Source organism: Dinoroseobacter sp. S124A (assembly GCF_049801015.1).
Classification (GTDB): domain Bacteria; phylum Pseudomonadota; class Alphaproteobacteria; order Rhodobacterales; family Rhodobacteraceae; genus Dinoroseobacter.
The window spans coordinates 106,192-129,605 of the sequence record NZ_JBNAGD010000008.1 but is presented as its reverse complement, the minus strand read 5'-3'; the positions used below and the strand labels follow the sequence as shown (position 1 = coordinate 129,605).

General features: G+C 63.6%; 24 protein-coding genes. 10 read left to right on the top strand and 14 right to left on the bottom strand.

Features of this window, described 5'->3' with window-relative positions:
• Window positions 1–72 precede the first annotated feature (72 nt).
• The 4 genes from ACP15I_RS18310 (at window position 73) to ACP15I_RS18295 (ending at window position 3,075) form a co-directional block, all read left to right on the top strand.
• Window positions 73–408 (top strand): cupin domain-containing protein, encoded by a 336-nt coding sequence (locus tag ACP15I_RS18310; RefSeq protein ID WP_424967419.1) that lies wholly within the window; start codon window positions 73–75, stop codon window positions 406–408.
• 49 nt (window positions 409–457) lie between these two features.
• Window positions 458–1,354, top strand: a complete 897-nt coding sequence (locus tag ACP15I_RS18305) for a PfkB family carbohydrate kinase (protein WP_424976185.1) — start codon at window positions 458–460, stop codon at window positions 1,352–1,354.
• Window positions 1,351–2,259 (top strand): pseudouridine-5'-phosphate glycosidase, encoded by a 909-nt coding sequence (locus ACP15I_RS18300; protein ID WP_424976184.1) that lies wholly within the window; start codon window positions 1,351–1,353, stop codon window positions 2,257–2,259. Before ACP15I_RS18305 ends, ACP15I_RS18300 begins: the two co-directional genes overlap by 4 nt.
• Window positions 2,260–2,367: 108 nt before the next feature.
• The gene (locus ACP15I_RS18295; RefSeq protein WP_424967416.1) at window positions 2,368–3,075 is read left to right on the top strand and encodes a DUF502 domain-containing protein; all 708 of its coding nucleotides are present in this window, start codon (window positions 2,368–2,370) and stop codon (window positions 3,073–3,075) included.
• Window positions 3,076–3,091: 16 nt separating this feature from the next.
• Here the strand turns inward: ACP15I_RS18295 and ACP15I_RS18290 are convergent, their stop codons facing one another.
• Entirely contained in the window at window positions 3,092–4,915 is a 1,824-nt protein-coding gene (locus ACP15I_RS18290) for an extracellular solute-binding protein (protein WP_424976183.1), read from the bottom strand.
• Between the two features lie 444 nt (window positions 4,916–5,359).
• Here ACP15I_RS18290 and ACP15I_RS18285 point away from each other — a divergent pair, with 444 nt between their 5' ends.
• Both ACP15I_RS18285 and ACP15I_RS18280 read left to right on the top strand, forming a co-directional pair.
• On the top strand, window positions 5,360–6,133 hold the full coding sequence (locus ACP15I_RS18285) for a 3-hydroxybutyrate dehydrogenase (RefSeq protein ID WP_424976182.1): 774 nt from the start codon (window positions 5,360–5,362) through the stop codon (window positions 6,131–6,133).
• Between the two features lie 52 nt (window positions 6,134–6,185).
• Window positions 6,186–7,223, top strand: a complete 1,038-nt coding sequence (locus ACP15I_RS18280; RefSeq protein WP_424976181.1) for a patatin-like phospholipase family protein — start codon at window positions 6,186–6,188, stop codon at window positions 7,221–7,223.
• Window positions 7,224–7,226: 3 nt separating this feature from the next.
• On the opposite strand, the gene ACP15I_RS18275 is transcribed toward ACP15I_RS18280, so the two are convergent.
• The 8 genes from ACP15I_RS18275 to ACP15I_RS18240 form a co-directional block, all read right to left on the bottom strand.
• The gene (locus ACP15I_RS18275; protein WP_424976180.1) at window positions 7,227–7,676 is read right to left on the bottom strand and encodes a hypothetical protein; all 450 of its coding nucleotides are present in this window, start codon (window positions 7,674–7,676) and stop codon (window positions 7,227–7,229) included.
• Window positions 7,677–7,801: 125 nt separating this feature from the next.
• The gene (gene phoB / locus ACP15I_RS18270; protein WP_424976179.1) at window positions 7,802–8,488 is read right to left on the bottom strand and encodes a phosphate regulon transcriptional regulator PhoB; all 687 of its coding nucleotides are present in this window, start codon (window positions 8,486–8,488) and stop codon (window positions 7,802–7,804) included.
• Between the two features lie 15 nt (window positions 8,489–8,503).
• Window positions 8,504–9,208 carry a phosphate signaling complex protein PhoU gene (phoU, locus tag ACP15I_RS18265; RefSeq protein WP_424967410.1) on the bottom strand — a complete coding sequence of 235 codons (705 nt, stop codon included), beginning with the start codon at window positions 9,206–9,208 and terminating at the stop codon, window positions 8,504–8,506.
• Window positions 9,208–10,002, bottom strand: coding sequence for a phosphate ABC transporter ATP-binding protein PstB (gene pstB, locus ACP15I_RS18260; protein ID WP_424967409.1), 795 nt, complete (start codon window positions 10,000–10,002; stop codon window positions 9,208–9,210). Before pstB ends, phoU begins: the two co-directional genes overlap by 1 nt.
• A 15-nt stretch (window positions 10,003–10,017) precedes the next feature.
• Entirely contained in the window at window positions 10,018–11,373 is a 1,356-nt protein-coding gene (gene pstA, locus ACP15I_RS18255; protein WP_424967408.1) for a phosphate ABC transporter permease PstA, read from the bottom strand.
• Window positions 11,370–12,839: a phosphate ABC transporter permease subunit PstC gene (gene pstC / locus ACP15I_RS18250; protein ID WP_424976178.1), complete on the bottom strand. Its 1,470-nt coding sequence runs from the start codon at window positions 12,837–12,839 to the stop codon at window positions 11,370–11,372. The genes pstA and pstC overlap by 4 nt, the downstream gene beginning before the upstream one ends.
• Before the next feature lie 83 nt (window positions 12,840–12,922).
• The gene (locus ACP15I_RS18245) at window positions 12,923–13,948 is read right to left on the bottom strand and encodes a substrate-binding domain-containing protein (RefSeq protein WP_424967406.1); all 1,026 of its coding nucleotides are present in this window, start codon (window positions 13,946–13,948) and stop codon (window positions 12,923–12,925) included.
• 170 nt (window positions 13,949–14,118) lie between these two features.
• Window positions 14,119–15,162: an ATP-binding protein gene (locus ACP15I_RS18240; protein WP_424976177.1), complete on the bottom strand. Its 1,044-nt coding sequence runs from the start codon at window positions 15,160–15,162 to the stop codon at window positions 14,119–14,121.
• Between the two features lie 198 nt (window positions 15,163–15,360).
• Between ACP15I_RS18240 and ACP15I_RS18235 the strand changes: the two genes are divergently transcribed.
• On the top strand, window positions 15,361–15,753 hold the full coding sequence (locus ACP15I_RS18235) for a hypothetical protein (protein WP_424967404.1): 393 nt from the start codon (window positions 15,361–15,363) through the stop codon (window positions 15,751–15,753).
• Between the two features lie 200 nt (window positions 15,754–15,953).
• On the opposite strand, the gene ACP15I_RS18230 is transcribed toward ACP15I_RS18235, so the two are convergent.
• The 3 genes from ACP15I_RS18230 to ACP15I_RS18220 all read right to left on the bottom strand — a co-directional run bounded on the left by ACP15I_RS18230 (window position 15,954) and on the right by ACP15I_RS18220 (window position 18,088).
• The gene (locus ACP15I_RS18230; protein WP_424976176.1) at window positions 15,954–16,478 is read right to left on the bottom strand and encodes a gamma carbonic anhydrase family protein; all 525 of its coding nucleotides are present in this window, start codon (window positions 16,476–16,478) and stop codon (window positions 15,954–15,956) included.
• Window positions 16,475–17,128 (bottom strand): guanylate kinase, encoded by a 654-nt coding sequence (gmk, locus tag ACP15I_RS18225; RefSeq protein WP_424976175.1) that lies wholly within the window; start codon window positions 17,126–17,128, stop codon window positions 16,475–16,477. Before gmk ends, ACP15I_RS18230 begins: the two co-directional genes overlap by 4 nt.
• A gap of 75 nt (window positions 17,129–17,203) precedes the next feature.
• On the bottom strand, window positions 17,204–18,088 hold the full coding sequence (locus tag ACP15I_RS18220) for a YicC/YloC family endoribonuclease (RefSeq protein WP_424976174.1): 885 nt from the start codon (window positions 18,086–18,088) through the stop codon (window positions 17,204–17,206).
• A gap of 209 nt (window positions 18,089–18,297) precedes the next feature.
• On the opposite strand from ACP15I_RS18220, the gene ACP15I_RS18215 reads away from it, so the two are divergent.
• Complete coding sequence (locus ACP15I_RS18215) at window positions 18,298–18,975, top strand: PAS domain-containing protein (RefSeq protein WP_424976173.1); 678 nt, start codon at window positions 18,298–18,300, stop codon at window positions 18,973–18,975.
• Between the two features lie 115 nt (window positions 18,976–19,090).
• Here ACP15I_RS18215 and ACP15I_RS18210 read toward each other — a convergent pair whose 3' ends face one another.
• Window positions 19,091–20,467: a class II 3-deoxy-7-phosphoheptulonate synthase gene (locus tag ACP15I_RS18210; RefSeq protein ID WP_424976172.1), complete on the bottom strand. Its 1,377-nt coding sequence runs from the start codon at window positions 20,465–20,467 to the stop codon at window positions 19,091–19,093.
• Between the two features lie 173 nt (window positions 20,468–20,640).
• Here ACP15I_RS18210 and ACP15I_RS18205 point away from each other — a divergent pair, with 173 nt between their 5' ends.
• Window positions 20,641–21,663, top strand: a complete 1,023-nt coding sequence (locus tag ACP15I_RS18205; RefSeq protein ID WP_424976171.1) for a GlxA family transcriptional regulator — start codon at window positions 20,641–20,643, stop codon at window positions 21,661–21,663.
• A gap of 106 nt (window positions 21,664–21,769) precedes the next feature.
• The gene (locus tag ACP15I_RS18200; RefSeq protein ID WP_424976170.1) at window positions 21,770–22,345 is read left to right on the top strand and encodes a hypothetical protein; all 576 of its coding nucleotides are present in this window, start codon (window positions 21,770–21,772) and stop codon (window positions 22,343–22,345) included.
• A 155-nt stretch (window positions 22,346–22,500) separates the two neighbouring features.
• On the opposite strand, the gene ACP15I_RS18195 is transcribed toward ACP15I_RS18200, so the two are convergent.
• On the bottom strand, window positions 22,501–23,376 hold the full coding sequence (locus tag ACP15I_RS18195; protein ID WP_424976169.1) for a sulfotransferase: 876 nt from the start codon (window positions 23,374–23,376) through the stop codon (window positions 22,501–22,503).
• Window positions 23,377–23,414: the final 38 nt, after the last annotated feature.

Below are 23,414 nucleotides of genomic sequence, written 5' to 3'. Positions count from 1 at the left end.
GGATTGCAACCCCTGCCTGCTTCGGGTGATCCTGCACCATGGCCATCCCGGCCCGAATGCAAAGGACACCCAATGCCCCTGCCCTCTTTTCTGGACGATCTGCCGAGCCTCGATTTGCCTTTTCCCGACAGCGTTGTCACCACCAATGTGGTGCGTTCGGACACGGCTTTGGTGGTGTTTTTCCGGTTTCATCAGGATGTTGAACTGCCCCCGCACAGCCACAAGGGCCAATGGGGCAGCGTCCTCGAAGGCTCGGTCACGCTGACAATGAATGGCGAGACCCGCAGCTATGGTCCCGGCGAGAGCTACGACATTCCCTCGGGCACGGAACATGCGGTTAAGGTCACCGCAGGCACCGTGGCTTTGGACATGTTCGAAGAGCCGGATCGCTACCCGCTCCGAGGCTGAGCGCATCTGCTCTCTGGACCCGGCCCGCACGGTGTGAAACAGCTTGGCCATGGCACAATCTCCTGACGTTCTCTGCATTGGCGCGGTCCTGTGGGACACGGTCGGCCATGCCCCCATCAAGATGAAATCCGGCTATGACGTCCCGGGCCTGATCCGGCGGGTGCCGGGGGGCGTGGCGATGAACATCGCCATGACGCTTTGCCGGTTCGAGCTGCTTCCTGCGCTCCTGTCGGCGGTGGGCACGGATGCCGAGGGCGACGAGCTTCTGGGACGGGCCGCCGCCATGGGCATGGTCACCGAACATGTCTATCGCAGCGACCGGCCCACGGATCGCTACATGGCAATCGAAGGCAGTAACGGGCTGATCGCGGCGATTGCCGATGCCCATTCGCTGGAGGATGCCGGGGATGCGATCCTGACCCCATTGGCCGATGGCCGTCTTGGCTCGGCTGAGCAGCCTTGGCGCGGGATGGTGGCGCTGGACGGGAACCTCACCGACGAGATGCTGAACGAGATTGCCCATAGCCCGCTCTTCGCCCGGGCCGATTTACGGGTTGCGCCCGCGTCGCCGGGCAAGGCCAAGCGGCTGCTGCCCTTCCTGTCGGCCTCGGACGCAACGCTTCATGTGAACCTGATCGAGGCCAACCTGATCTCGGATCATCCCAGCCAGACGACACAGCAGGCGGCGTCGATCCTGCTGGGGATGGGGGCGCACCGGGTGGTGATCACCGACGGCGCGAACCCCGCAACGGATGCCTCTGCGCGCCATTCCTTCACCGTTGCGCCGCCCCCCGTGCCCGTGCGCCGGGTGACGGGCGCAGGCGACACCTTCATGGCCGGTCACATGGCCGCCGAAATCGCCGGGGCCGACCCCGAAACCGCCCTTGCCGCCGCCGTGGACGCCGCGGCGCGCTATATCTCGCAATCGGAGACAGACACCGAATGACCCCCCGCTACGCTCCCGAGGTCGCCGAGGCCCGGGCCGAAGGGCGCCCCATGGTGGCGCTCGAGTCCACCATCATCACCCATGGCATGCCCTATCCCCAGAACCTCGAGACCGCACAGCAGGTCGAGGCGGATATCCGCGCCGCCGGGGCCGTGCCCGCGACCATTGCCGTTCTTGAGGGCCAGCTCCATGTGGGTCTGACCGAGGCCGAGCTGTCGACCCTGGCGCAGGCCGAGGATGTCCTCAAGCTCAGCCGTGCGGATCTGGCCTATGCGGTGGCCACCGGGCGGACCGGTGCGACCACGGTCGCCTCGACCATGATCGCCGCCGAGATGGCCGGGATCGCGGTCTTTGCCACGGGTGGGATTGGCGGCGTGCATCGCGGGGCGGAGACGAGCTTTGACGTCTCGGCGGATCTTTACGAGCTGGCGCGCACGCCCGTGGCCGTGGTGGCCGCCGGGGCCAAGGCCATCCTCGATCTGCCCAAGACGCTTGAGCTTTTGGAAAGCCTCGGGGTGCCGGTGCTGTGCAACGGAACGGACAGCTTCCCGGCCTTCTGGATGCGCGAGAGCACCCTGCCCGCCCCGCTGCGCGTGGACGGTGCCGCCGAGATCGCCGCCTGCATCGCGGCGCGTCGGGCGCTGGGGCTCAAGGGCGGCCACCTGATCGCCAACCCGATCCCCGAGGCGGACGCCCTGCCCGAGGATCAGATCCTGCCGGTGATCGAGAGCGCGCTGTCCGAGGCCGAAGCCCAGAACATCGCCGCCAAGGATGTCACGCCCTTCCTGCTGGGGCGGATCTTTGAGGCGACCGAGGGCCGGTCCCTGACGGCGAATATCGCATTGGTGCGCAACAACGCCCGGCTCGGGGCAGAGATTGCCTCCGCTTTGGTCGCGATGGACTGAAAAGCGGCTCAACGTCGCGACGTCGGCAAAGACTGGGCAGTGTGCGCTTGTGCGCGCCCCCTCTGCCGCCTAGATACAACCCGACCGACCCCGTGAGAGCTGGTGCCCGTGAAACTCGACCCCGATCCACGCCAAGTGCCGAAACGCGGCATCTTTGCCCGGCTGCGCGCGAACTTCCTGACGGGACTGATCGTGATCGCGCCGATCGCGGTGACGGTCTGGCTGGTCTGGTCCGTGGTTGGCCTGATCGACAGTTGGGTGCTGCCCTTCGTGCCCGCGCGCTACAACCCGGTCCTGCTGATCAAGGAGTATTTCGACGTCACCGTGGATATCCGCGGCGTGGGCGTGGTGTTCTTCCTGCTCTTCACGCTGACCGTCGGCTGGCTGGCCAAGGGCCTGCTGGGCCGGTCGGTGATCCGCTGGACCGAAGGCGTGGTCACGCAGATGCCCGTGGTCCGCTCGGTCTATGGCGGGATGAAACAGATCGCCGAGACCGTGCTCGCCTCGGGCAGCACCTCGTTCGACAAGGCCTGCCTGGTGGAGTATCCGCGCCGCAATATCTGGGCGATTGCCTTCATCTCGACCTCCGCCAAGGGGGAGATCGCGGCCAAGGGCGAGGATGAGATGATCTCGGTCTTTCTGCCGACAACGCCGAACCCGACCTCGGGCTTTCTGCTATTCGTGCCCAAACGGGACGTGAAGGTGCTCGACATGTCGGTCGAGGATGCGGCCAAGCTCGTGATCTCGGCCGGTCTGGTCTATCCGGATACCGATCCGAAAAAGGTGCGCGAACAGGCCTGGATCAAGTCGATCTGACCTTTGGCGCGGCGGGTCAATTGCCCGCCGATTTCGACCACCACACATCCGGCTGGAACCCGATGAAGTCCCCGTAGGCCGGCAAGGTCTCGGGATAGGTGAGATCCGCGTCATGGGCGATGCGCGAGACCGGGCTGTACCAGATCGGGATCACATAGCGACCGGCGGTCAGCACCCGGTCCAGCGCGCGCACGGCAGCCACATACTCCTCGTGGCTCGCCGAGCTTAGCATGGCGTCGATCATCGCCTCGACCGCAGGGTCCGCGATCCCCATCCAGTTGCGCGTGCCCGGCGTCTCGACCCCGTCCGCGCCCCAATAGAGCCGCTGTTCATTCCCCGGGCTCAGGGACAGGCCACGCCGGTAATAGGTCATGTCGAAATCATAGGAATCCGTGCGCTCGCGATACTGGGCGCTGTCCACGGTGGCGGTGGTGATCTCGATCCCCAGACGTTCCAGCGCCTTGGCGTAGATGTTGATCATCGACTGCACTTCGGAACTGCCCTGCGAAACGAGGATCTCGAAGGTCATGGGCGTGCCATCGGGGCGCGTCATCACACCCTCTTCGATCGTGTACCCGGCTTCCTCCATCAGGCGCAGGGCCTTGCGGATGTTGCGCCGGTTCGCCTCGGAGCCGTCTGAGACCGGCAGGTTATAGCCCTCCAGCGTGCCGGGGATCAGCGTCTCGGCAAATGGCGCCAACAGCTCGGCCACGCGCCCCTCCGCTGGTCCGTCGCGCATGCCAAGCACGGAGTTCGAGAAATAGGAGGTCGCGCGCGGCTCCTCGCCCCCGTTGAGCGTGTTGTTCATCAGCTCGAAATTGAAGGCGTGAATCATCGCCGAGCGCACGCGCCAATCGGCGAAATCCCCGTCGCGGGTGTTCATGGCGAAGCCGATGATGCCCGAGGGGCGCTCATGGGGGATGATCGATTTGACCATTTCGCCCGACTGGATGGCCGGGAAATCGTATTGCTGGTCCCATTTCGCAGCATTGGTCTCGCGGATCGTGGTGATCAGACCGCCCTTGAAGGCCTCGAACATCACGCCCGCATCGCCGAAGAACTCCATACGGATCTCATCAAGGTTCTGGGTCCCCCTGCGGTAAGGCACATCCGCGCCCCAATAGTCCGGGTCGCGCCGCAGGGTCAGGAAGCGTCCGGGCTCGAAACTGTCGATCACATAGGGCGCGCTGGTGATCGGGATCTCGTTGAGCCCGGATTCGGCGAAATCCTTGCCCTCCCATTGCGCTTTCTTCAGCACCGGGCGCATGCCCATGATCAGCGCAAGCTCCCGGTTTGGCTCGACAAAGGTGAAGCGCAGGCTGCGCTCGCCCACGGCTTCGGCCGAGGCCACCTGAGTCCATGCGCCCAGATAACGGGGATGGCCGACCGTCCCGAGTGTCTCGTAGGACCACAACACGTCCTCGACCGTCACCGGGCTGCCGTCAGAGAATCGCGCCTCGGGCCGCAGGGTGTATTCGACCCAGAGCCCGTCGGGATCCGCCTCCACCGATTCGGCCAGAAGTCCGTAAAGGGTGAAGGGCTCGTCATAGGACCGGCCCATCAGGCTCTCATAGGCCAGAAAACGCAGTTGCCACGGAACCCGCCCCTTGCGGATATGCGGGTTGAGGCTGTCAAAGCCGCCAACCTCGCCCGTGACGATCCGGCCCCCCTTGGGTGCGTCCGGGTTGGCGTAGGGCAGAGACACAAAATCCGGTGGAAGCGCCGGGTCGCCATACATAGCGATGCCATGAGCGGGCTCGGCCCAGGCCCCTCCGGCCCATGTGATCACACAGCCGCAGAGCAGCGCCCCCAGTCGTTTTGTCGCGCCAAACCGTTTCATGACCTGCCCTGATCCCCATCTCAACGTGTGGTTTGTTTCAAACCGTAGCGATGCCGCATGGGGGCTGCAAACTTTTCCCTTGGATGCGCGCAGGCGATTGCCTATAACAGAGTCACTGCTCGATAGGTTTCTTGCCTGTATGAAACCTGCCTCAATGACTTAACGCCCGCTTCGTGCGGGCGTTTTTTTTGGTTCCCACGGTTGGGGTTGAGAGGCGGTGCCTCAAAAATGCGCAGTGAATGACGGGCCTCCCCCCGGGCCTGCGCCAGCGCGATCCAGATCAAGTTCCAAAGGCTTTTGAGCCCCGTCGGCGACCAGCCGCCCGCCGATCACGGCCATGGCCGCCAGACGCCGGGCGCGGTGCCAAGACCTTTGTCATTCTGCATCTGCGTCGTTACCTTTGCAGCTGCAGAATGTTTGCCGAGAATCAAGGGGAGCCGCACCATGTCGCTCAAAGGAAAAACCGCCATCATCACCGGGTCGAATTCGGGCATTGGCCTTGGTGTCGCATGGGAGCTGGCGCGCGCAGGCGCGGATGTGGTGCTCAACAGCTTCACTGACCGCGACGCGGACCACGCCCTGGCCGATGAGATCGCAGCAGAGACCGGGACCTATGCCCGTTACATCAAGGCGGACATGTCCAAGGGCGACGAGTGCCGCGCGCTGATCGAGACCGCGGGCAAATGCGACATCCTTGTGAACAATGCGGGCATCCAGCACGTGGCCCCGATCGACGAGTTTCCGGCGGAGAAGTGGGATGCGATCATCGCGATCAACATGAACTCGGCGTTTCACACCACGGCGGCGGCGCTGCCCCTCATGCGGACAGCGGGCTGGGGGCGGGTCATCAACATCGCGTCGGCCCATGGCCTGACCGCCTCGCCCTTCAAGGCGGCCTATGTGGCGGCAAAGCACGGGGTGGTCGGCATGACCAAGACCGTGGCGCTCGAGACCGCGCAGGAGCCGATCACCTGCAACGCCGTCTGCCCGGGCTACGTCCTGACCCCGCTGGTCGAGGCGCAGATCCCCGACACGATGGAGAAATACAAAATGGGCCGCGACGAGGTGATCAAGAAGGTCATGCTCGAACGCCAGCCGTCCAAGGAGTTTGCCACGGTCGAGCAGTTGGGCGGCACCTGCGTGTTCCTGTGCTCGGATGCGGCAGCCCAGATCACCGGTACGACCCTGTCCGTTGACGGCGGCTGGACGGCGCTCTGACGCTGACCGGGCCAAACCGGTCAGACAGACAACTCAGCGAGGGAGGCCGCCCATGGCGCGCAAGAGGATCAATCTGGCCCTGCAAGGGGGCGGCGCCCATGGGGCCTTCACCTGGGGCGTGCTGGACCGGCTGCTGCAGGAGCCGGAGCTGGAGATCGCCGGGATCTCGGGCACATCCGCCGGGACCCTGAATGGCGCGGCGGTCAAGGCAGCCCTGGCCAAGGGCGGCACCAACGAGGACGCGCGCGAGAATCTCGACTGGCTCTGGGGTCAGATCGGCGGGATCCACGACACGCGCTTTGCGCCTTGGCTCGAAGTCTTCCCGCCCAGCGTGATCGCCGCAGCGCTCGAATTCTCTCCCTACGCGGTGCTGGCCGAAACCATGGAGCAATTCGTCAGCCCCTATGATACGCCCTTTGGCGCGCATAACCCGCTCTCGCGGATCGTGGAAGAGTTCAAGTACGACAAGATCTGTTGCGATAGCGGGCCGAAATTTCATGTCTGTGCCACCAATGTGCGCACCGGCAAGCTGCGGGTCTTTACGGGGTCCGAGATCGGCGAGGCGCCGATCCTGGCCTCGGCCTGCCTTCCGACCCTGTTCCGGGCGGTTGAGATTTTCGATCCGGCGACGGACCGGCTCGAAAGCTATTGGGATGGCGGCTATTCCGCGAACCCCGCGCTAGAGCCGCTAACCCAGGATCCTGAGCTGCCCGGGGATGTGGTGATCGTGCATATCAACCCGCTTCACCGCGAGGCGATACCGCATACGGCCAAGGAAATCTCCAACCGGGTCAATGAGATCAGCTTCAATTCCTCGCTGATCCAGGAGCTGGCGCATATCCAGTCGATCCACGAGATGTTGGCAGATGGGCGTCTGGTCAAAGGGTCCATGAAGGACGTGCTGATCCACATGATCGCCGATGACGGGTTGATGGTAACCCTGTCTGAGGCGACCAAGATCTATCCCAACCCGGCGGTGATCCTGTCGCTCAAATCCGCCGGAGAGGCCGCGGCGCAGAGCTTCCTCGATGCGGATCTGCCATCGGTCGGAGTGCGGCCCACGGTGGATCTGGCCCGGATGATCTGCTGAGGCTCAGGGCGCGGCGGCGCGCCGTTCATGGGCGGTCTTGGTGGCGTCCCAGGCCATGAGCGAGGGGATGATACCGTCGAGCATCCGGTCCGGTGTGAAGGGGCCATAGGAATTGGCCCCGACCGTAAAGCTCACGCCCACATCCGCCCCGGGCATGTCCCGGAACTTGATCACGAAGTCATCGGTGAAGTTGAAAAGCGTGTTGGCGATGATGTTGTGCAGCTCGTTCTTGCTCGGCCCGTCCGGCTGATCGCGGCCCCAATCCACAGACACCCGGATGGCGATCGAACTGGCCTCGCCCGGCACGCGCACAAGCTGTTCCTTGGTGATGCCAAGGGGGCGCAGCGTCGGATTGTCGGTGTATTGATAGAGCAGATAGGCACTGGTGGCGGGCAGCGCCGTACAGACAATGATCGTCAATAGCGGGTTATACCGGCGGTGGAAATTATTCATCGACCCAAGATCCCTTCGCGAATGGGTCAAGCATCGCGCAACCGGTTTGAGAAACCGTTAAGAATTCTGATCAAAACGTTTACAAGCCGCGGCAAAACGGCCCGAACCGGGCCGATTTTAAGGGCTTAGCCGAGCGAGTATCCCGCGCCGCGCACGGTGCGCACGGGATCATTGCCGCCATGCTGGCACAGGGCCTTGCGCAGCCGTCCGATATGGACATCCACCGTGCGCGTATCCACGTAGATGTCGCGCCCCCAAACCCGGTCGAGCAACTGCTCGCGCGACCAGACCCGGCCCGGTTTCTCCATGAAGGTCGCCAGCAGGCGAAACTCGGTGGGCCCGAGTTTCAGCGCCTGCTCGTCGCGAAATACCCGGTGGCTCTCGGCATCCAGCAGGATGTCGTCAAAGGTCAGCTGCTGGCCCACGGTCGAGGGCCGCACCCGCCGCAATTGGGCACGGACCCGGGCCATGAGCTCGATCACCGAATAGGGTTTGACCACATAGTCATCCGCCCCGGTTTCCAGCCCGCGCACCCGGTCAACCTCCTCGGAGCGGGCCGAGAGCATGATGATCGGGATGGTGCGGGTGTCGGGCTTGGATTTCAGCCGCCGACAGACCTCGATCCCAGAGACGACCGGCAGCATCCAGTCGAGCACGATGATGTCCGGATGCTCCTCTTCCACCAGAAGCATGGCCTCATCGCCATTCTCGGCCTCGGCCACGCGAAACCCTTCGGCCTCCAGATTGTAGGACAGCACCTCGCGTTGCGCGGGTTCATCCTCAACGAGCAAAACAGTGGGCTGCTCGGTCATGTGGGTACCTCGGGTTTACTTGACGCTGGTGCGGTCGAGTTTCGGGCGATCGTCATCGGGGATCTCGCCGCTGACCATGTAGATCACCTGTTCCGCGATGGAGGTGACATGGTCCCCCATCCGCTCGATATTCTTGGCGATGAAATGCAGGTGCATGCAGGCCGTGATGTTGCGCGGGTCTTCCATCATATGGGTCAGGAACTCGCGGAACAGCGCGTTATACATCTGGTCCACTTCCTGATCGCGCAGGCGGATCGCCTCGGACATCTCGACATCGAGCCGCAGATAAGCGTCCAGCGCATCGCGGAGCATCATCTCCACATCCTTGGCCATCCGCTTGAGCGACCCGGCGGAATTGCCCACGGGCTGCAACTGCACGAGGATCGAGGTGCGCTTGGCCATGTTCTTGGCATAGTCGCCGATCCGCTCGAGATTGGCGGACATCTTCATGACCGTCAGCACCACGCGCAGATCCCCGGCGGTGGGCGCCCGCAGCGCAATGAGCCGCGCGGCTTCCTCGTTGATCTGTTCTTCGAGCAGGTCGATCTGCTTGTCGCGCTTGCGCACGGTCTCGGCGAGTTCCTCGTCACGCTCCGCGAGCGAGCGGGCGGCGTCGACGATCTGTTCCTCGACCATCCCGCCCATCTTCATGATCAGGGCCTGGATCGCCTCGAGATCGCGGTCAAAGGCAGAGGCGATATGCGCGCTATCGATAACCATTAGCCGATCCGTCCTGTGATGTAGCTTTCGGTGCGAGGGTCTTCGGGGTTGGTGAAGATCGTCCCGGTTTCGCCATACTCGACCAGATTGCCGAGATGGAAAAAGGCGGTGCGCTGGCTGACCCGCGCGGCCTGTTGCATGGAGTGGGTCACGATGACCACCGAGAAGCGCTGGCGCAGCTCGTCGATCAACTCTTCGACCTGGGCGGTCGCGATCGGGTCGAGGGCCGAGCACGGCTCGTCCATCAGCAAGACCTCGGGGCTGGTGGCCACGGCCCGCGCGATGCACAGACGCTGCTGCTGACCACCCGAGAGACCCGTGCCCGGCGCGTCCAGACGGTCCTTGACCTCGTTCCAGATCGCCGCCCGGCGCAGGGATTGCTCGACGATCTCGTCCAGCTCCGCCTTGTTCCGGCTCAACCCGTGGATACGCGGGCCGTAGGCCACGTTGTCATAGATCGATTTCGGAAACGGGTTCGGCTTCTGGAACACCATGCCGACCTTGGCGCGCAGCTGCACCGGATCGACCTTGGGGTCATAGATATCCTCGCCATCGATCCGGATGTCGCCCTCGATCCGGGCCACATCGATCGTGTCGTTCATCCGGTTCAGGCACCGCAGAAAGGTCGACTTGCCACAGCCCGACGGGCCGATGAACGCGGTGACGGTCTTGTCGAGGATATCGACATCCACGTCCTTGATCGCGTGGGTGTCGCCATAATAGACCTGCACGCCGCGGGCCGCGATTTTCTTCTCTTCCTGCACTGCTCTCTCCGTCAGACGCATATCGTTCATGACACGCTCTCCCAATTACCAGCGGCGCTCGAAGCGACGGCGCAGTAGGATCGCGATCGCATTCATGATGAGCAAAAACACGAGCAGCACAATGATCGCCCCAGAGGCGCGCTCGACGAAAGCCGGGTCGGACCGTTGGGTCCAGTTGTAAACCTGCACCGGCAGGGCCGAGGCGGGGTCGAAAAATCCTTCGGGCGGGCCCGCCGGGTACTCGCGGACAAAAGCCACCATCCCGATGAGCAGAAGCGGCGCCGTCTCTCCCAGGGCCTGAGCCAGACCGATGATCGTTCCGGTCAGGATCCCGGGCGCGGCCAGCGGCAACACATGGTGGAACACCGATTGCATCTTGGACGCGCCGATCCCGAGGGCCGCGTCCCGGATCGAGGGCGGCACGGATTTCAGCGAGGCGCGGGTCGAGATGATGATCGTCGGCAAGGTCATCAGGGTCAGCACCAGCCCCCCGACGATGGGCGCCGATTGCGGCAGGCCTGCGAAATTGATGAAGATCGCGAGGCCGAGGATCCCGAAAACGATGGAGGGCACCGCCGCGAGGTTCGAGATATTCACCTCGATCAGGTCGGTCAGCCGGTTCTTCGGCGCGAATTCCTCCAGATAGATCGAGGCCGCGACCCCGATGGGCAGTGCAAGACAGAGCACCACCAGCATCATGTAGATCGAGCCGAGGATCGCCACGCCCAGACCCGCCGCTTCGGGCCGCTGACCGGAGGCATCGGGATTGGTGAAGAAGGACCAGTTGAAGCGCTGCTCCAACGTGCCCAGCTCCAGCAACGCGTCGGTCAGCAAAAGCTGCTCGGGCGAGACATTCTTGTCGAGCGCTGCGGTCTCCATGGTCACGCGGCCCTTGAGGTAGCCGTCGATCCGACCATTGGCCAGAAGCTCGAAGGTCTGGGTCGTGCCGACGGCTTCGGGGTTCGCCAGCACGAAGTTGCGCAGCTGCGCCGGGGCGTCTTTCGAGATGATGCCACCCGCCTGTTTGGCGCTGAGCCCTTCGATGGCGATGCCTTCGGCCTCGAGCTTGGCCTCCATGGCCGTGGCAATCAGCGGCGCGTAGCCGAAGGTCGAGACCTTGCGCATGACCGCAAGGTCCCGCACGCCGGATTTGTCGAGCTTGTCTTCGGGCAGCTCGATCTCCAGCGTGACATAGGTCTGCTGGAAAGCGCTCAGCCCGTTGGACAGGATCGAAGCCAGCAGAAGGACAAGGGCAAGGATGCCGGTCACGACCGCGGCCATGCCATACATCTTGAACCGGCTTTCGGCGGCGTTGCGCTTCTTGGTCCGGTCGTCCTGAACCAGCAGCGAAGAGGATTTGGGCTGGGCCGGGCTGGCGCTGCCGAGGCTTGCGTCGCTCATTCGTACTGCTCCCGGTACTTGCGGACGATGTAGAGCGCGAGGACATTGAGCCCCAGCGTGATGACAAAGAGGGTCAGACCCAGCGCAAAGGCGACCAGCGTCTCGGGCGAGGCGAAATCCGTATCCCCCGTCAGCTGGCTGACGATCTTGACGGTGACCGTGGTCATGGCCTCGAACGGGTTGAGGTCGAGCTTGGCCGCCGCCCCTGCCCCGAGCACCACGATCATGGTCTCGCCGATGGCGCGCGAGGCTGCGAGCAGGATCGCACCGACAATGCCCGGAAGGGCGGCGGGGATCACCACTTGCTTGATGGTTTCGCTCTGGGTGGCACCGAGGCCCAACGAGCCGTCCCGCATGGCCTGGGGCACCGCGTTGATGATGTCATCGCTGAGCGAGCTGACAAAGGGGATCAGCATGACGCCCATGACGATGCCCGCGGTCATGACGCTGGAGCTTGACTGGCCCAGCCCGAGGGGGGCCGCGAAATAGTCCCGCAGGAGTGGCCCCACCGTGATCAGCGCAAAGAGGCCGTAGACGATGGTCGGGATCCCGGCGAGGATCTCGATCAGCGGCTTGGCCACCGAGCGGACCTTGGAACTCGCGTATTCCGACATGTAGATCGCCGCAAAGAGCCCGATGGGCACGGCCACCAGCAGCGCGATGAAGCTGATATAGAGCGTGCCCCAGAGCAGCGGGAGGATGCCCAGCTCCGACGCCCCGCCCCGGCCGCTGAAGCTCGGGCTCCAGGTCGTGCCGAAGAAGAAATCAGTCCACTGGTACTGAGTGAAGAAATTCCGTGTCTCGAACAGCATGGACAGGATGATGCCGAGGGTCGTGAGGATCGCGATCGAGGACGCGATGATCAGCAGAGCAAGGATCGCCGCTTCGACCGTGTTGCGGGCGCGGAAATCCTTGTGGGTGCGCAGCACCGAGATGCCGAGCCCGATGGCGGCGATGGCCAGCACCACGACGCTCATCCAGCTGGCGAGGGAGGCGTTCATCGCGCGGTAGCTTTGCGCTGCCTGCAAGGTCGCGGCCCCCACCTCGCTGCCAAGGGCCACGCCGACTTCGCCCAGCTGCTGCCGGACGTCGGTTTGTTCGGCCTGCAGGGCGCGGGCCTCGGTCTCGCTCAGCACGCCCTGTGCCACGGCGGCGTCGAGCCCGTCAGCGATCCGGCGAACATCGCTCATCACCAGCGACAGGGTGCTGTTCTCGGAAATCGCGCTCTCGGGGATCAGCGACGAGATCCGGGATTCGATCAGGCCGGGTTGCACCAGCAGCCACAGAACCATGATCATCAAGGCCGGTGCGACGGTGAACAGCACGACATTCATGCCGTAGTAATTGGGCAGCGAATGCAGCGCGCGGGCATCGCCCCCGGCTGCCGACATCGCCCTTTGGCGACCTATCCCATACCCGGCGGCTGCCAGGACAAGAATGGTCACTATGATCCAGAGAACCGGCATGTCCGCTCCCACCGTCCAGTTTGCAAGTCTTCAAATGAAGGAAGGGGCGGTCATCCGCCCCTCCCCGCGTCGGTCGCGTTGGCTTACATCGCCTCGCCGGAGGCCACGATGGCCTGGGTGTCGCCCAGCTCTGGGTCGGACACGAGGCCATAGGCGGCCAGCGGGCCGTCCGGGCCGGCAATCTCGTCGGCCACGAAGAATTCCGCGAATTCCTGCAGACCCGGGATCACGCCGATATGGGCTTTCTTGATGTAGAAGTAGAGCGGACGGGACACCGGGTACTCACCTGCGGCAATCGCCTCGGTCGTGGGCACAACGCCATTCATGGTGGCCACGGTCAGCTTGTCGGTGTTGTTCTCGTAAAAGGCCAGACCGAAGACGCCGATACCGTCCTTGTCGCCGTCGATGCGCGCGAGGGTCTCGGTGTAGTCGCCGTCGATATCCACAGAGCGGCCATCGGTGCGCAGCGCCATGCATTTCTCTTCGGCGGTGTCCTCATCCACGCCGCTGTCGAGCATCGCCTGGAAGAACCCACCGTCTTCGCAGCCCTGCAGGATCACCTTCTCTTCGAAGACTTCGCGGGTGCCGTGCTTGGTGCCGGGCACGAAGGCTTGGATTTCCTGTGCCGGGAAGTCCGGGTTGACCTGATCCCAGGTCGAGAAGGTGTTCGCCACCAGCTCGCCATTCACGAAATGCTCGGCGGCCAGCGCCTTGTACCAATCCTCGGGGGTAAACGCGAAGGACGGGCCGTTGATGTCGGAGGCAAAGACGATGCCGTCATAGCCGATGCGCACTTCCACGATGTCGGTCACACCGGCTTCGGCGCAGGCGGCAATCTCGCGGTCGCGGATCTTGCGGGACGCATTGGCGATGTCGATCGTGGTCTCGCCCACACCTTCGCAGAACCGCTTGAGGCCCGCCGAGGATCCGCCGGATTCAACGACCGGTGTCGGGAACTCGAAATTCTCGCCAAAGGCTTCGGCCACGATGGCCGCGTAAGGCAGCACGGTGGACGACCCGGCCACTTGGACCTGATCCCGGGCAGAAGCGGCCGTGGCTGACACAAGGGCAACCGCAGCAACGGAGGCAGCGAGTTTGACATAAGACATGAGATAGCTCTCCTAGGTGTAACGATAGGCGCCGTGTGTCCGGCACTCGCTGGTGTCCTAGGCGCCTTTGGCGATGCTTTTGTTAAAGTTTTGTAACGCTTTTATGACGGGCGCTGCCGCACTAGGGCGCCCGGGGCCCGATCCGGCACTGCGCGCCGGGTCCGGCAGCCTCAGGCGACGGGAATTATTACGGAAAAACAAGAGCCTGCCCCGGTCTCACTGGTGATCGCCATGCGTCCGCGATGCCGTTGAACAATATGTTTGACGATGGCCAGACCCAGCCCGGTCCCGCCCAGTTCACGGGACCTGTGGGCGTCGACACGGTAAAACCGTTCCGTCAGGCGCGGAATGTGATGCGATGCGATTCCCGGGCCGCGATCCTGCACATCCACCCGCAGGCTCCGGGTGCGCAGATAGAGGTCCTGGGGCACAGCGCTGAGGGTGACCTCGACGGGCGCGGTCTCGCCCCCGTATTTCAGCGCGTTCTCGATGAGATTGTTGAAGACCTGGCGCAACTGGTCCGTATCCCCGCGCACCTGATCGATGCTGGGATCCACCCCGGCAATGTCGAGCTTCAGCCGGTCTCCGGCGGTGTCCGTCGCCAGGGTGGCGACCGAGGCGCTCAGGATCTCGCCCAGATCCACGGTCGCGTCGGGCATCTGCTTTTCCGAGAACTCGACTCGGCTCAGAGACAGCAGATCGCCCACCAGCCGGTTCATCCGCTGCGCCTCGCGCGCCATGACCGACAGGAACCGGTCCCGGGCCTTGGCATCTTCGCGGGCGGGGCCCTGCAGCGTGTCGATGAAGCCCAGCAGCGCGGTGAGCGGAGTCCGCAATTCATGGCTGACATTGGCCACGAAATCGCGCCGCATCTGACCGGCCTCGTAGACCGGCGTCACATCCTCGAGACAGACCAGAACGCCCTGGGGTGCGCCGCCCTCCAGAAGTGCCGCGGTCACCCGAAACTTGCGCTCGCTGACCGGGCCGGACACCGTGTATTGCCCCACCACCCGGCGCCCCTCCGAGACGGCAGCCTCGATCGCGCGCAGGATCGCCGGTTGCCGCAGGGCGGTGACGTAATGGCGCCCTTCGATCTCCGGACCGAAGATCTCGCGCGCCGCATCATTCGGCACCTGCACTCTGAAATTTGCGCCCACAAAGAACGCCGGAATCGGGATCGCCGACACGATTTTTCCGATTTCGATTTCGGCCATTTTCGTCTTCCCATGCCTGTCGGTCCGCAAGGTTTCTGACGTGCACGTCAAAAACAAGCGGCTTTTCTTTCAAATCGGCTTGGGTCACATTTTCTTCAGGGTAGGAGAAATCTTGGTGCGTAGAGACAACAGGGCTCGGAACAGAGCCTGTGAGGGATAGAGGATTACATGCAAGACAGGACTGATCTGCGTCCAAAAGTGCTACGGCCCGCTCAATTCAATACCCAGGTGAATGTCTCGCGTCCCGTGCTCTGCATCGATCTGTTGCCGGCGCAAACCACCGCTTTGTCACGACATCTGTCCGAGCCCGACGCGCAGTTGCAGGCCCTGCGCTATGGTGCGCTGGGGGATGAATGCCTGATGAAGTATCGCCCCGAACTCATTGTAACACCCTTGTTTTCAGAGCGTTTCGACGCAGTGGATGTGGCCGAGACCCTGGCCTTTGCAGGGTATTACGGCGAGCTTTGGGCCATTGGCCCTGCCCTGCCGAACCCCCGCCTGATCGAGCGGGAATTGCGCGATGTGGCGCAGAATATCGTCTGCCGTCTGATCGTCGAGGACGCCACGCCGCGCACGGGCACCGGCGACTGATTGCCGATGCGGCGCTTCGCCGCTCAGCGTTGTTTACTTCTCGGAAACAATGTGATGATTCGTGGGTGTAGTGGTCTGAGATGCACCGTTTAACCCCGAACAGTCGGCGGCTCCCCGCTTAAACTAGTGTTTTTTTCGCAACAATTAACGGCGTGTTTCTGAAATTCGACACGCGCGTTCCGTAACGTCAGACAGCCGGCTCAGACCGCCGTGAGCCCGTCGCGGAACCGACGCATATTTGCCTGGTAGCCCTCCGCCGACTTGAGCAGTCCGCTCTGCGCTGCAGCATCAAGCGTACGGACGATCTTGCCCGGAGCGCCCATCACGAGGCTGCCATCCGGGATCTCCTTGCCTTCTGTGATCAGTGCCCCGGCCCCGATCAGACAGCCCGCGCCGATCTTGGCCCCGTTCAACACCGTGGCGCCCATCCCGATCAGACTGCCATTCCCGATGGTGCAGCCATGGAGCATCGCCTTGTGTCCGATCGTGCAGTTTGTCCCGATACTGAGCGGGAAACCCATATCCGTGTGCAGCACACAGGCCTCCTGGATATTGGACCCGGCCCCGAGGCGGATCTCCTCATTGTCACCGCGCAGGGTGGCTCCGAACCAGACCGAGCTGCCCTCTTCCAGCACGATCCGGCCGATCAGATTGGCATCGGGTGCGACCCAGTAATCCCCCGAGGCCGGAAACTGCGGGGCAACCCCGTCCAGTGCATAGATCATATCTTATCCTCCTCGAATTCCTGCTGCAGCCCGCGCACATGTCCCTGAAGCCCCGGCTGCTGGGCCCGCCGCAAGCGCTCCGCCGAGACGATGCATTTCAACTGCGCCTCGGTCTCGTCGATATCCTCGTTCACCAGCACGTAGTCATAGCTGTCCCAGTGGCTGATCTCGTCCCAGCTCTTCTGCATCCGCTTGCCGATGGTCTCGGCGGTGTCCTGGCCCCGGCTTTCCAGCCTGCGGCGCAGCTCGCGGATCGAGGGCGGCAGGATGAAGACCGACAGCGTGTGCTTGCCCAGATCCGAATTGCGGATCTGCTGCGCGCCCTGCCAGTCGATGTCAAAGAGCACATCGCGTCCGCCGGTGATCGCGGCTTGGACCGGGGCGACCGGGCTGCCATAGAAATTGCCGAAGACATGGGCGTGTTCCAGCATCCCGCCCGAGCCCACAAGCTCGCGGAAGGCGCTTTCGCTGAGGAAGCTGTAGTCTTTGCCGTCCACTTCACCGGGCCGGGGCGCGCGGGTGGTCGCCGAGACGGAAAAGGACAGCGTCGGATCCCAGGCGATGAGGCGTTTGGCCAGCGTCGATTTCCCGGCCCCCGAGGGCGAAGACAGGATGATCAGAAGTCCCCGTCGCGACAGATGTAGGTTCACCGGTATCCCCCATAGCGGCCTTTTTGCTCGCCCCGTTCTTAGAGGGACGGGTCCGGCGCGGCAACCGCAGGGCGATCACTCGATGTTCTGAACCTGCTCGCGCATCTGGTCGATCCGCACTTTCATATCGAGCCCGATCCGCGTCAGGTCGGTGTCATTGGCCTTGGCGCAGAGCGTGTTCGCTTCTCGGTTAAATTCCTGCATCAGGAAGTCGAGTTTCCGACCCATGGGGCCCGTAGCGTTAAGGATGTCGCGGGCGGCGGAAATATGGCTGTCGAGTCGCTCCAACTCTTCCGAGACATCAGCCTTAACAGCGAGCACTGCGAGTTCCTGCGCGATCCGCTGTGGATCCGGGGCGTCCTGACCCGCCAGATCGAGCACCGATTGCAGGCTCTTTAGCAGCTGCGCGGCCTGGCGATCCGCCCGGGCCGGCAGAAGCGCGCGTGCCTCCTGTGTCATGGCGTCCAGCGCGTCGAGCGTCGCGCGCAGCGTTGCGGCGGTGCTGGCCCCTTCGCGCTGGCGGGCGGCGATGAATTCCGGGAAGGCCAGATCGAAATCCGCGATCAGCGCCTCGCGCAGGGCGGCCATCTCGTCGCCATCCGGTTGCGCCGCCTCGCTCACGCCCCGAAAATTAAGGATTTCCAGTGCGTTGGGTGCTGGGAGCGAGACGTTCTCTTCCGCCGCACGGCGCGTCACTGCCCCGATGGTGGACAGCACGGCGGCGAGGGCTGTCTCGTTGATCGGCTGGTGTGCCTCCTGCCTGCGCGACAGACGCAGTGCTACGGTCACCGAGCCTCGGGTCACTTCGGTCGCGATGGTTTTGCGCAGGATCTGGTCCAATCCCGGCACCCAGTCCGGCACCCGGATCTTGAGGTCGAGCCCCCGTCCATTCACGGATTTCAGGTCCCAGGTCCAGACCCAGTCGTCCAGCCCCCCTTCGCGGGCGGCGAACCCGGTCATCGACCTAGTCATGGAGATTAACCATCGGCAAAAAATTCCGATGCAATTTTCGCGAATTTTCCGGTATTAAGACTTGAGTAATCATTATGCGAGTAACGGTTAACACCAGACGCTCGCAACGACAACTCCGGCATAAGCGGTCGACCGGAGTAAGGAGTGTTAGCGTGTCGGATATTGGTCAGGTCACATCCAAGATGGAAAATGCCGTCGTGTCTTTGAATAAAAAGAAAGCAACGCTGCGCAGCAAGATCCTCCTGGACGTCATGGAGTACTGGGAAAGCATGCGCGACGGCGACAGCCTGCCCCGGCGGTCTGACATCGATCCGCGCCGGATCGAAGGCGCGCTGCCCTATGCGTTCATCCTCGAAGAGATCGCGCCCGGTCTCGCGCGGTTCCGCGTGGCGGGCGGTCATCTGAACGACCTCATGGGGATGGAAGTGCGCGGCATGCCGATCAGCGCGATCTTCACCCATACCCAGCGCAACCGCCTGTTGCCGATGATCGAGAAGGTGTTCCGCGAGCCGTCCTCGCTGGAACTGAGCCTGTCCTCGCGCAAGGCCGGTGAAGAGCCCACCGAGGCCGAGATGCTGATCCTGCCGCTTTTGGATGATGATGGCCGTCCGACCCGCGCACTGGGTTGTCTCGTGGCCCGTGGTCCGCTCCTGTCGCCGCCCTATCGGTTCCAGGTCACCCAGTCGCGCAGCACGCCCCTGCCCCAGCCCGTTCTGGCCGAGGAGCCCGCGCGCCCGCAATTGCGTCCCGAGGACCGCGTGCTCGAAGGGTTCCACGAACCGGCCAAGCCCTTTGCCCCGGCCAGCGAGACCGCCGAGACGCCTGACGCGGCACCTGCGCGCGAGCTGCCGCCCTACCTGCGGGTTGTGAAGTAAGCTGGGGGCTGTCCGGATCGCGGGCAGCCAACCGATCCGACCGCGTTCCACCGAACGACCCTCAGATCAAAGCGCCCCGCCCGTCCCGTAGGACTGGCGGGGCTGTTTTTTTGGATCAGGCGGTCCGCTTGGTGGCGTCTGCCGCGCTGCGATGCTTTTCGATCTCCTCGGCGACGAGGAAGGCCAGTTCCAGCGACTGGCTGGCATTCAGGCGCGGATCGCAGGCGGTGTGATACCGGCTCGACAGATCCTCATCCGACACGGCGCGCACGCCGCCCGTGCATTCGGTCACGTCCTTGCCGGTCATCTCGAAATGCACGCCGCCGGGATAGGTCCCCTCGGCATTGTGGACCGCGAAGAATTCCTGCACTTCGCGCAGCACGCTCTCGAAGGGACGGGTCTTGTAGCCCGACGCGCTCTTGATCGTGTTGCCGTGCATCGGATCGCAGGACCAGACAACCTTGGCGCCCTCTTCCTCGACCGCCTTGATGAGGCGCGGCAGATGCTCGCCCACGGAGCCCGCGCCAAAGCGCGCGATCAGCGTGAGACGCCCGGGGATGTTGTCCGGGTTCAGCTTCGAGATCAGGACCTTCAGGTCGTCGGCCGAGATCGACGGACCGCATTTCAGGCCAATCGGGTTCTGAACGCCGCGGCAGAACTCCACATGGGCGCCGTCCGGCTGCCGCGTACGGTCGCCGATCCAGATCATGTGCCCGGAGCCCGCGAGCGGATGCCCGGAGGTGGAATCGATCCGGCAGAGCGCCTCTTCGTATTCCAGCAGCAGCGCTTCGTGCGAGGTGTAGAAATCCACCGAAGACAGGGTATGCGCGGTGTCCTTGTTCACCCCGGCGGACTGCATGAAGTCCAGCGCGTCGGCAATCCGGTTGGCCATATCCGCATAGGCGGCGGCCTTTTCGCTCTCGACGAAGCCCAGGGTCCAGCCATGGACATGATTCACATCCGCATAGCCGCCATGGGAGAACGCCCGCACGAGGTTCAGGGACGCCGCCGCCTGGGTATAGGCCTGCAGCATCCGCGCCGGATCGGGGATCCGGGCCTCGGGGGTGAAGGCGATGTCGTTGATGATGTCACCGCGGTAGCTCGGCAGCTCCAGATCGCCCTGGGTCTCGGTCGGGGCCGAACGCGGCTTGGCGAACTGCCCGGCCATGCGGCCCACTTTGACCACGGGCATCTTCGCCCCGAAGGTCAGGACAATCGCCATCTGCAGCATCACCCGAAAGGTGTCGCGGATCTGGTCGGTCTCGAATTCGCCAAAGCTCTCGGCGCAATCGCCGCCCTGCATCAGAAACGCGCGCCCCTCGGCCACTTCGCCCAGAGCCCGGGTCAGCCGACGTGCCTCGCCCGCGAAAACCAGCGGCGGGTATTTCGTCAGCTGAGCTTCCACGGCAGCCAGAGCCGCCGGATCCGTATAATCGGGCATCTGTACCCGAGGTTTCGAGCGCCAGCTCGACTTGTTCCACGTCGATGCCATCCTATTCCTCCACGGATTGCAGATTGAACCGGCGCTCTCCTTACGCCACTGGCTCGGCCTTGCCAATGCGCATTCTCGATCTAAGGGCATGCGATTTTCCGCGCCCCGGTGACGGCGAGGCATTGCGCCCGCGCGCCAAATCTAGTCTCGTGGCGCAAAATAAGGATGACGCCATGACGCCCGAGGTGCCCCCGCTCTCCCGTGTCCAAAGCACCGCTGACCTCGGTCCGAGCGCGCGACCGAAGCGCTTTGTCTTTGTCCTGCTCGACAATTTCACGATGCTCTGCTTTGCCTCGGCGGTCGAGGCGCTGCGCATTGCCAACCGGATGTCCGGCCAGACGCTCTATACATGGGTTCTCGCAGGCGATGGCGGAGAGGAGGCCTATTGCTCGGCCGGGGTGGGCTTCAAGCTCGATATGGATCTGGGCGAGCTGAGCCGCGATGACATGATGTTCCTCTGCGGCGGGATCGATGTGAAATCGGCCTCGACAAAGACCCTGCTGAACTGGGTGCGGCGCGAGGCGCGGCGCGGCGTGGTCACCGGCGGGCTCTGCACGGCGGCCTATACCCTGGCCAAGGCCGGGCTGCTCGATGGCAAGCGCGCCACGATCCATTGGGAAAACCATGACAGTTTCCTCGAGGAATTCGACGAGATCGAGCTGACGAAATCGGTCTTCGTGATGGATGGCAATCGCTACACCACCGCCGGGGGGACGGCCTCGATCGACCTGATGCTCAAGATCATCGCAGATGACCATGGCGAGGATCTGGCCAATGCGGTGGCAGATCAGCTGATCTACACCACCATCCGTACGGATCAGGATACGCAGCGGCTCTCGACGCCGACCCGGATCGGGGTGCGTCATCCCAAGCTCAGCAAGGTCATCCAGATGATGGAGGCCAATATCGAAGAGCCGATCAGCCCCTCAAACCTCGCCGCCGATATCGGGATGAGCACGCGGCAGCTCGAGCGGCTCTTTCGCCGCTACCTGAACCGCTCGCCCAAGCGGTATTACATGGAACTGCGCCTGCAAAAGGCGCGCAACCTGCTCATGCAGACGGATATGAGCGTGATCAACGTGGCGCTGGCCTGTGGCTTCACCTCGCCCTCGCATTTCTCGAAATGCTACCGGTCGCAATACAACACAACGCCCTATCGCGAGCGCGGTGCGCAGTCGGGCCGGTTGTCGGTCTGAGGCTTTCGTGCAGCAGGACAACGCAGCGCTGACGAGGTTCTAACGGCGCGCGTCGAATACTCCGGATACCCGCATGAGATCGCGGGACCTATAGGAGTATTTACCCATGAAATTTCTGTTTTCAGTCCTTTTGGCCCTCGGGCTGTCGGGCCCGGCCCTCGCCGCTTCGGTGGATTTTGAAGGCCTGCCCACCAGTTTCGAAGGCACCAGTTTCGAGGTGGACGGATTTACCTTCAACACGACCGCCCCCTCCGAGGTGCGGATCTTTGACGACAATCCCGGCACGCGCACGACCTATGTCCTGTCCTGTCAGCCCGGCGATTGCGGCAATCCGCTGGAGATCATTTTTCCGAATGCGACCAGCATGTTCTCGATGAATATCGTCTCTGACGAGGGGCCGGATTCGTCGCTGACCCTGTCCTTCATGACGGCCTCGGGCCTTGTCGTGGATAGCTTTTCGGGCTTTGATTATGCGAGCGAGACCAAGGATTTCTACACCATCGCGGGGCTCGATCAGGCGACCAGCGTGCTGCTGACTCCGGTCGGTGAGCCTTCGGGCTTTGGCTATGACGACATCCGGATCGATGCCACAAGCCCGGTGCCGCTGCCCATGCCGGCGCTTTTGCTGCTGGGTGGTCTCGGCGCGCTGGGTCTCGCGCGCCGTCGGTCCAACGCAGCCTGACACGAAATCAATCGCCCACCGGCACCCCCGGCCTTGCGGATCGCGGGGGCCGGTCGGTCGGTTGACGGAAACAGAGCGGCGATCTGTGGTGGGGCGCTGCTCTGTTTTTACCCATGCCTCGGGGCACGGCGTCCCGCCCCGACACAGCGGAGGGCTTACAGGGACAGCCAACTGGCCGGGATGCGATCCGCGAACCGGGTCTGGCAGAACCGGTATTGCGGCGCGAGATCCTTTGAGAACGCCTCCTTCGCGACCCCGGGCAAGGGCAGCTTCACCAAGGTCTCGTTCAGGGTTTCGGTCTGCCCGGGCGCAGAAAAGGGCAGATCCAGAAAGCGGCACAAGGCGCGCAGGGCCGGATCGTCGAAGAGGTTTTCGTAAAACAGGTGCAGCACATCCTCTGCGTCGAACATATCGTCGAGCGCCTGCACGATCTGCGCATAATCCGCCCGGGCCCGGATGGCGGGCGATTGCGCGATCCGCGCCCAGTCCCGCAGGACGTCATTCTCTGCGCTGAGCTGCTGCAGATGCCGGAGTTGCGACCACAACCGGTCCACCGGATCGCGCATCAGGAACAGGATTTTCACCCGGATGCCGCGTTGGGCGCAAAACGCCTTGAGATAGGCGAAACCGTCTCTGCCGATGGCCGAATATCCCGGCGTGATATCGCAGACCACGCGGGTCCGGTCGGTCGAGAGGCGGGCGAAATGGTCGAAATAGGCCAGCGGATCATAGATCATCTGCACCCGGTCGAGGCTCGCTTGCAAAGCGGCAGCATCACGCAGGGTCCGGGGCGAAGTTTCGGCGGCCTTCAAGTGGAATTCCAGCCGCTTCATGGCAAACCGGTCCGGGTCGCCAAGGGCGGTCTCGGGGAATTTCGCGTCGAAGAAGTGAACTTCCTTCAGGGGCGAGACGGCCACATCCTCCCGACCGCAGAAATAGCTGTGCAGCCAGCTCGTTCCGGTCTTGGCCGCGCCGATACAGACCAGCAGCGTCCGTCCGTCCAGCAAATCGGCACGGCGTGGGAGCATCATGGCACCCTCCTGGGGCAAGCGTTCGGTCGACCGGGCCC